The following is a 6,315-nucleotide window of genomic DNA, read 5'->3' as shown; positions in this document are numbered from 1 at the left end:
TTATTAAACTATTAAACTATTAAACTATTAAACTATTAAACGTCCTAATTTTTGTCCACCTAGAATGTGATAATGTAAATGGAATACCTCTTGTCCTCCATACTCATTACAGTTTGCAATTACTCTGTATCCATCTTTATCAATTCCAAAATCTTTAGCAATTTTACCAATTGCAAGGAAGATTTCTCCAATAAGTTCTTTATCCTCTTCCTTAATATCATTGATAGTAGGGATTTCCTTTTTAGGAACTACAAGAATATGAACAGGAGCTGCAGGATTGATATCTTTAAATGCGATAACTTTGTCATTTTCATAAACTATAGTAGCAGGAATTTCTCTGTTAATTATTTTTGTAAATATAGTAGCCATATTATCACTCCTAATTATTTAATTAAATATTTTCAATAGTGTTTACTCTTCTTTCGTGTCTTCCACCAGCAAAATTTGTGCTTAGGAATACATCTACCATTTCAAGTGCAAGTACGTCTCCTACAATTCTTCCACCCATAGCAAGGATGTTAGCATTGTTATGTTCTCTAGTAAGTCTAGCCATAGTTGTGTTTGTGCAAAGAGCTGCTCTTACTCCTGGAACTTTATTTGCAGCAATTGAGATTCCAATTCCTGTTCCACATACGATTATTCCAAAATCAGCCTTTTTATCTGCCACAGCATGTCCAACAGCATGTCCAAATTCTGGGTAGTCTACAGAATCTGTTGAATGAGTTCCTAAATCAAATACCTCATAATTTTTTTCTAAAAGGTGTTTTTTGATTTTTTCTTTTAATTCATATCCACCATGGTCAGCACCTAAAGCAATTTTCATTTATTGTCCTCCTTAAAAATATTTATATATTAAAAACAAAAAGACTGAGCAAAGCCAGTCTTCCTGCAATTTTAAATCAATTATTGATCACAATCACAATCATCATCAAATCCTTGGAAATGAACATGTCCATGTTCTAATTCTTCAGGAGTAGCTTTTCTGACATCTGTTATTTCAACTTCAAATCTTAGGTTTTTATCTGCAAATGGGTGGTTTCCATCTACAATTACAACGTCATTTTCAATAGATGTAATTGTAAAATCTCTTTCAGTTCCATCATCCATATCTGCGATAAATTCCATTCCCTCATAGATATCATCAAAATCTTCAAAATCTGCTCTTGACATCTCCTCAACTAAGTCAGCATCATAATGACCATATCCTTCTTCTGGAGAAATCATAATAGTTGTTTTGTACCCTTTTTCTTTACCTTCAAGAGTTTTTTCAACTATAGGAACAAATTGCTCATGTCCTTGAATGTAGAAGAAAGGTCCAACTTCTTTTGTATCTTCTAAAAGCTCATTAGTATCATTGTCGTAAACTTTAAATTCAAGAGTAATAACATTATCTTTTGAAACTTTCATAAATTTCACCTCTCAATTATATTAAAAGTCCTATTTTAAACATAGGTATCTATCATAGAGAATACCACAAAAAAGGGACTCTGTCTATATCTTTAATCAAAAACACATATTAAATTTAACTATTTGTTCATTTTCTTTAGAAGATAGTCTTTCTAAAAGTAAAAAAGCAGCATCTAAAGAGTTTTTAGGACCTGATACAGTAATAATATTTTCATCTATTACAATATTTTTTCTCACTGGAAATGCTCCATAGGAGAAGAGCTGCCTAAAGTACCTATCATTGTCATATAGGTAGGTTGTAGCTTTTCTATTTTTTATTGCTCCAGCCTCTCCTAAAGCTATAACACCTGTACATACTCCTACTATAATTTTGTTATTTTCCATAAAATGTTGTATAATATGTTTAAACTTTAAAAGTTTCATATCATGAAAAAAATCTCGATAACCAAATCCACCAGGGATAACTATGGCATCAAATTCTGATAAATCAGGTGTTTGTTGAGATAAATTTATTTCTGGAATTATAGTCAGATTCCAGGTTGCGTGTATTTGTGAATGAAATGAAGCGGTAATCACCTCAATGTCTTTGCTTCCAACTACGTTATTCCATCCAAATACATCAGTAAAAGGGGATATTTCCAAAAGCTCACTACCCTTGGAAATGAGCAAAAGAATCTTCTTCATATATTTCTCCTAATAAATATAAAAATCATTGACTAATTGTTAAAAAAGCCTTACAATACATCAGTACTTAAAAATAAGTATTTACATAGATTATTATAATATAAAAAAGAAAAATTAAAAAGTAAAAAAACAATTTTAAAGGAGGTAAGATGTCAAAGCTAGACCAAAATAAAACTCCCTTATTTTCTGTTCTAAAAAATGAATATGCAGGAAGAGATGTACTTCCATTTCATGTGCCAGGACATAAAAGAGGAAAAGGAGTAGATAAAGAATTTCACGAATTTATGGGTAATGGACCTTTTTCCATTGATGTTACTATATTTAAAATGGTAGACGGACTTCATCAACCAAAAAGTTGTATAAAAGAAGCTCAAGAACTTGCAGCTGATGCCTATGGAGTAAAGCAAAGTTTCTTTGCAATTAATGGTACATCAGGAGCTATTCAGGCAATGATAATGACAGTTATAAAAGCTGGAGAAAAAATACTTGTTCCAAGGAATGTTCATAAATCGGTTTCAGCAGGAATAATATTGAGTGGAGCTCAACCTATATATATGAATCCAGAAGTGGATGAGGAGTTAGGTATAGCCCATGGTGTTAGACCTCAAACTGTTGAAAACATGCTAAAACAAGATCCAGACATTAAAGCTGTATTAATTATAAATCCAACATATTACGGAGTAGCAACAGATATTAAAAAAATAGCAGATATAGTTCACAGCTATGATATTCCACTTATTGTGGACGAAGCTCATGGACCACATCTTCATTTCCATGAAGACCTACCTATATCAGCAGTTGATGCTGGAGCAGATATCTGTACTCAAAGTACTCACAAAATAATAGGTGCTATGACACAGATGTCACTTCTTCATGTAAATTCAGATAGAATTGATGTAAATAGAGTTAAGCAAATATTAAGCTTACTTCATACAACATCACCATCATATCCATTGATGGCATCACTTGACTGTGCTAGAAGACAGATAGCTACTCAAGGTAAAGAACTTTTAGATAAAGCAATAAAACTTTCAAAACGTTTTAGAGCTGAAGTAAATAGAATTCCAGGAATGTCATGCTTTGGAGAAGAGATAGTAGGTAGAGAGGGAGTATATGCTTTCGATCCAACTAAGATTACTTTCACCGCTAAAGAGTTAGGACTTACTGGAGCAGAGCTTGAAGATATATTAATTGATGACTATAATATCCAAATGGAATTATCTGATTTTTATAATGTTTTAGGACTTATAACTATTGGAGATACTGATGAAAGTGTAGACAGATTAATTGCAGCACTTAAAGATATCAGTGCAAGATATTATGGAAAAGGTAAAAAAATAACTAGAGAATTCTTAAAAATGCCTGCAACACCAGAACAGGTATTGATTCCAAGAGAAGCTTTCTACAGTGAAAAGAATAAAATCTTATTCCAAGAAAGTGATGGAAAAATTTCTGGAGAGATGATAATGGCATATCCACCTGGAATACCAGTTATTACACCAGGAGAAAGAATAACTCAGGAGATAATAGACTATATCAACGATCTTAAAGAAGCAAAACTTCATGTTCAAGGAATGGAAGACCCAGAACTTAAATATATAAATGTAATTGAAGAAGAAGACGCAATCTATCTATATACAGAAAAGATGAAGAGCAAGATGTTTGGTGTACCTATGAACTTAGGAGCAAACAAAGCTGGAATCGAATTTGGTATAGATACATTATGTGACAACTATCCAGATACATTTGATGAGATTGAAATTATTGATATAGAAAAACAAAAAGAAAATTTCAACGAATGGAATTTAAAATACAAGAATACAATATTAGATACTTGTGAAAAACTTGCTGCTTCTGTAAATGAAGCTGTAAGAGATGGATATAGACCAATAGTTATTGGAGGAGACCACTCAATAGCTCTAGGAAGTATATCAGGAGTTTCACTTGAAAAAGAGATTGGAGTAGTATGGATAGACGCTCATGGAGACATGAACACAGATGAATCAACTATCACTGGTAATATCCATGGTATGCCACTTGCATTATTACAAGGTGCTGGAGATAGAGATTTAGTTAACTGTTTCTATCAAGGTGCTAAAATAGATAGCAGAAATGTTGTAATATTAGGTGCAAGAGATCTTGATTTCAAAGAAAGACAGGTAATAGATCAACTTGGAGTAAAAGTAATTTATCATGATGAAGTACTTCAAAAAGGATTGGATAAAGTATTAGAAGAGATCCACGAATACTTGAAGATAGATAATCTTCATATCAGTTTTGACGTTGACTCAGTTAACCCAGAATATGCACCAGGTGTAAGTACACCAGTTAGAAATGGATTCACAACTGATGAAGTATTTGATATGTTTAAATTCTTCTTTAAAAACTATTTTGTAACTTCTGTTGATATAGTAGAGTTTAACCCAGTAAATGATAAGAATAATAAAACTCTAGATTTTGTAAACGAATTAACAGAATATGTAGTAAATCCAGACTAATTGACTAATAAAAGAGGCGATCATTCAAGATTGCCTCTATTTTTTTTGTATAAAATGTTGTATAATGGTAGTGAAAAAAGAAATATCAAGATAGGGGTGGTGCACATGAAAAAAACTATAGTTTTGCTAGGATTACTGTTATCGATTTGTTCTTTTTCAACTGAAGAATGTGCTTACGAAGAAGTTCCTATTGCACAGGCACCTAAAAATATAAAAGTAGTTAAAATATTAAAAGGGGAAGAAACTGGACTATATGGTATAGTGGATAACTCTGGAAAGTTTTTAACAAAGGGGAATAATGTTTTGATTTCTATCCAAAAAAACCATATCTATATTGTTGATATTGATAATAATGAGGGGCTTATGTCAACTGAGGGAAAATGGATAGGAAAGATGGGTGAGTACAGATATAAGGATAAGTATGCAAATATGTACATAGCATCTTCAGAAACTAAGGATAAAAGGTATTTTATCGTATACAACAAAGAAAATAATCATAATAAATTTGGATTTTTAGATATTGATGGAAATCTTTGTGTTCCTATTATTTATGATGAAGCAGAGATGTTTTCTGATGGCCTTGCTGCAGTAAAAAAAGATGGAAAATGGGGTTATGTAAATACAAAAGGTATTGAGGTTATCCCATTTGAATACGATGAGGCATTGGATTTTAAAAATGGTGAAGCTTTAGTAAGAATAGGAAATGAAACATTTTATATAGATAAGTATGGCAAGGAAAAATTATTTAGTACATTGCTTTCTGATTTCCAGGACTGGGTTGAAAAGATAAAAAAACATATTGCTTCTTCATTTGAAGAAAAAGTTGGAAGTATATAATAACAGGCGGTGAGAATTTTGAAGTTACTTGAAGTAATTACTGATTTGGAGAATCAGCATGGAGAAAAGATAGTTAAAATTGTTATAGATGATGCAATTATTATGGCATTTAGATTGGTACTTTTTATAATAGTATTTTGTATAGGGAAAAAAGTAATTGATTTTATATTGAAACGTTTAGATAAAGTGCCACATGAGAAAATGGATGATGGGGCTAAACAGTTTACAAAATCTTTTGTAAAATTGGGGTTACACGTTATTTTATTCCTTTTAGGTATGCTTATTTTTGGATTTAATGAGCACTCAATCTTTACAATGATAAGTGCTATAGGGTTGGGAGTGGGAATATCATTAAAGGATTTCCTTTCAAACTTAGCTGGAGGAGTGATAATACTCTTTACTCGTCCTTTCCATGTTGGAGAGTATATAGAAGTAAGTGGTGCTTTTGGTCAGGTATATAAAATCGAGGTTTTTTCAACTCACATAAATACCCTTGATAGTAAAAGAGTTATCATACCAAATAACCTTATGGTAAGTACTTTGGTGACAAATCATGATGCTAATGCATATAGAAAGATAAAATTAGATATTCCAGTATCTTATGAGTCAGATCAATTAAAGGCAGTTGAGATATTAGAAAGACTTTGTAAGACTTTCCCTGGTCTTGAACATGACAAACCTAACTTTGTAAATATAATGGAATATGCAGATTCAGCAGTAAATATTCTTTTCTTAGTTTGGACTAAAAGAGAAGGGTATTATAGAGTGAGAAGTGAATTGTTAGCTCAAATAATTAAAGAGTTTAACAATGCAAATATTGAAATTCCTTATAATAAGTTGGATGTTAATGTTAAGGAAGAGATACTTAAAAAAGAGGACTAGGAGAGTG

Annotated in this window: 7 protein-coding genes; 3 read left to right on the top strand and 4 right to left on the bottom strand. The window is 31.5% G+C overall.

Features of this window, described 5'->3' with window-relative positions:
• Window positions 1–27: 27 nt before the first annotated feature.
• The 4 genes from IX290_RS05700 to IX290_RS05685 all read right to left on the bottom strand — a co-directional run bounded on the left by IX290_RS05700 (window position 28) and on the right by IX290_RS05685 (window position 2,091).
• Window positions 28–369 (bottom strand): histidine triad nucleotide-binding protein, encoded by a 342-nt coding sequence (locus IX290_RS05700; protein WP_211492247.1) that lies wholly within the window; start codon window positions 367–369, stop codon window positions 28–30.
• Between the two features lie 22 nt (window positions 370–391).
• Window positions 392–823, bottom strand: coding sequence for a ribose 5-phosphate isomerase B (rpiB, locus tag IX290_RS05695; protein ID WP_211492246.1), 432 nt, complete (start codon window positions 821–823; stop codon window positions 392–394).
• An 80-nt stretch (window positions 824–903) separates the two neighbouring features.
• Window positions 904–1,407: a peptidylprolyl isomerase gene (locus IX290_RS05690; protein ID WP_211492245.1), complete on the bottom strand. Its 504-nt coding sequence runs from the start codon at window positions 1,405–1,407 to the stop codon at window positions 904–906.
• A gap of 96 nt (window positions 1,408–1,503) precedes the next feature.
• Window positions 1,504–2,091 carry a DJ-1/PfpI family protein gene (locus IX290_RS05685; protein WP_211492244.1) on the bottom strand — a complete coding sequence of 196 codons (588 nt, stop codon included), beginning with the start codon at window positions 2,089–2,091 and terminating at the stop codon, window positions 1,504–1,506.
• A 149-nt stretch (window positions 2,092–2,240) separates the two neighbouring features.
• Between IX290_RS05685 and IX290_RS05680 the strand changes: the two genes are divergently transcribed.
• The 3 genes from IX290_RS05680 to IX290_RS05670 all read left to right on the top strand — a co-directional run bounded on the left by IX290_RS05680 (window position 2,241) and on the right by IX290_RS05670 (window position 6,308).
• A complete protein-coding gene (locus IX290_RS05680) occupies window positions 2,241–4,589 on the top strand; it encodes an aminotransferase class I/II-fold pyridoxal phosphate-dependent enzyme (protein ID WP_211492243.1) in 2,349 nt (782 codons plus the stop codon).
• A gap of 105 nt (window positions 4,590–4,694) precedes the next feature.
• Window positions 4,695–5,426, top strand: a complete 732-nt coding sequence (locus tag IX290_RS05675) for a WG repeat-containing protein (RefSeq protein WP_211492242.1) — start codon at window positions 4,695–4,697, stop codon at window positions 5,424–5,426.
• 18 nt (window positions 5,427–5,444) lie between these two features.
• A complete protein-coding gene (locus IX290_RS05670) occupies window positions 5,445–6,308 on the top strand; it encodes a mechanosensitive ion channel family protein (RefSeq protein ID WP_249168867.1) in 864 nt (287 codons plus the stop codon).
• Window positions 6,309–6,315 lie beyond the last annotated feature (7 nt).

Source organism: Fusobacterium sp. DD2, assembly GCF_018205345.1.
Classification (GTDB): Bacteria; Fusobacteriota; Fusobacteriia; order Fusobacteriales; family Fusobacteriaceae; genus Fusobacterium_A.
This window is presented reverse-complemented; position numbering and strand designations above follow the sequence as displayed.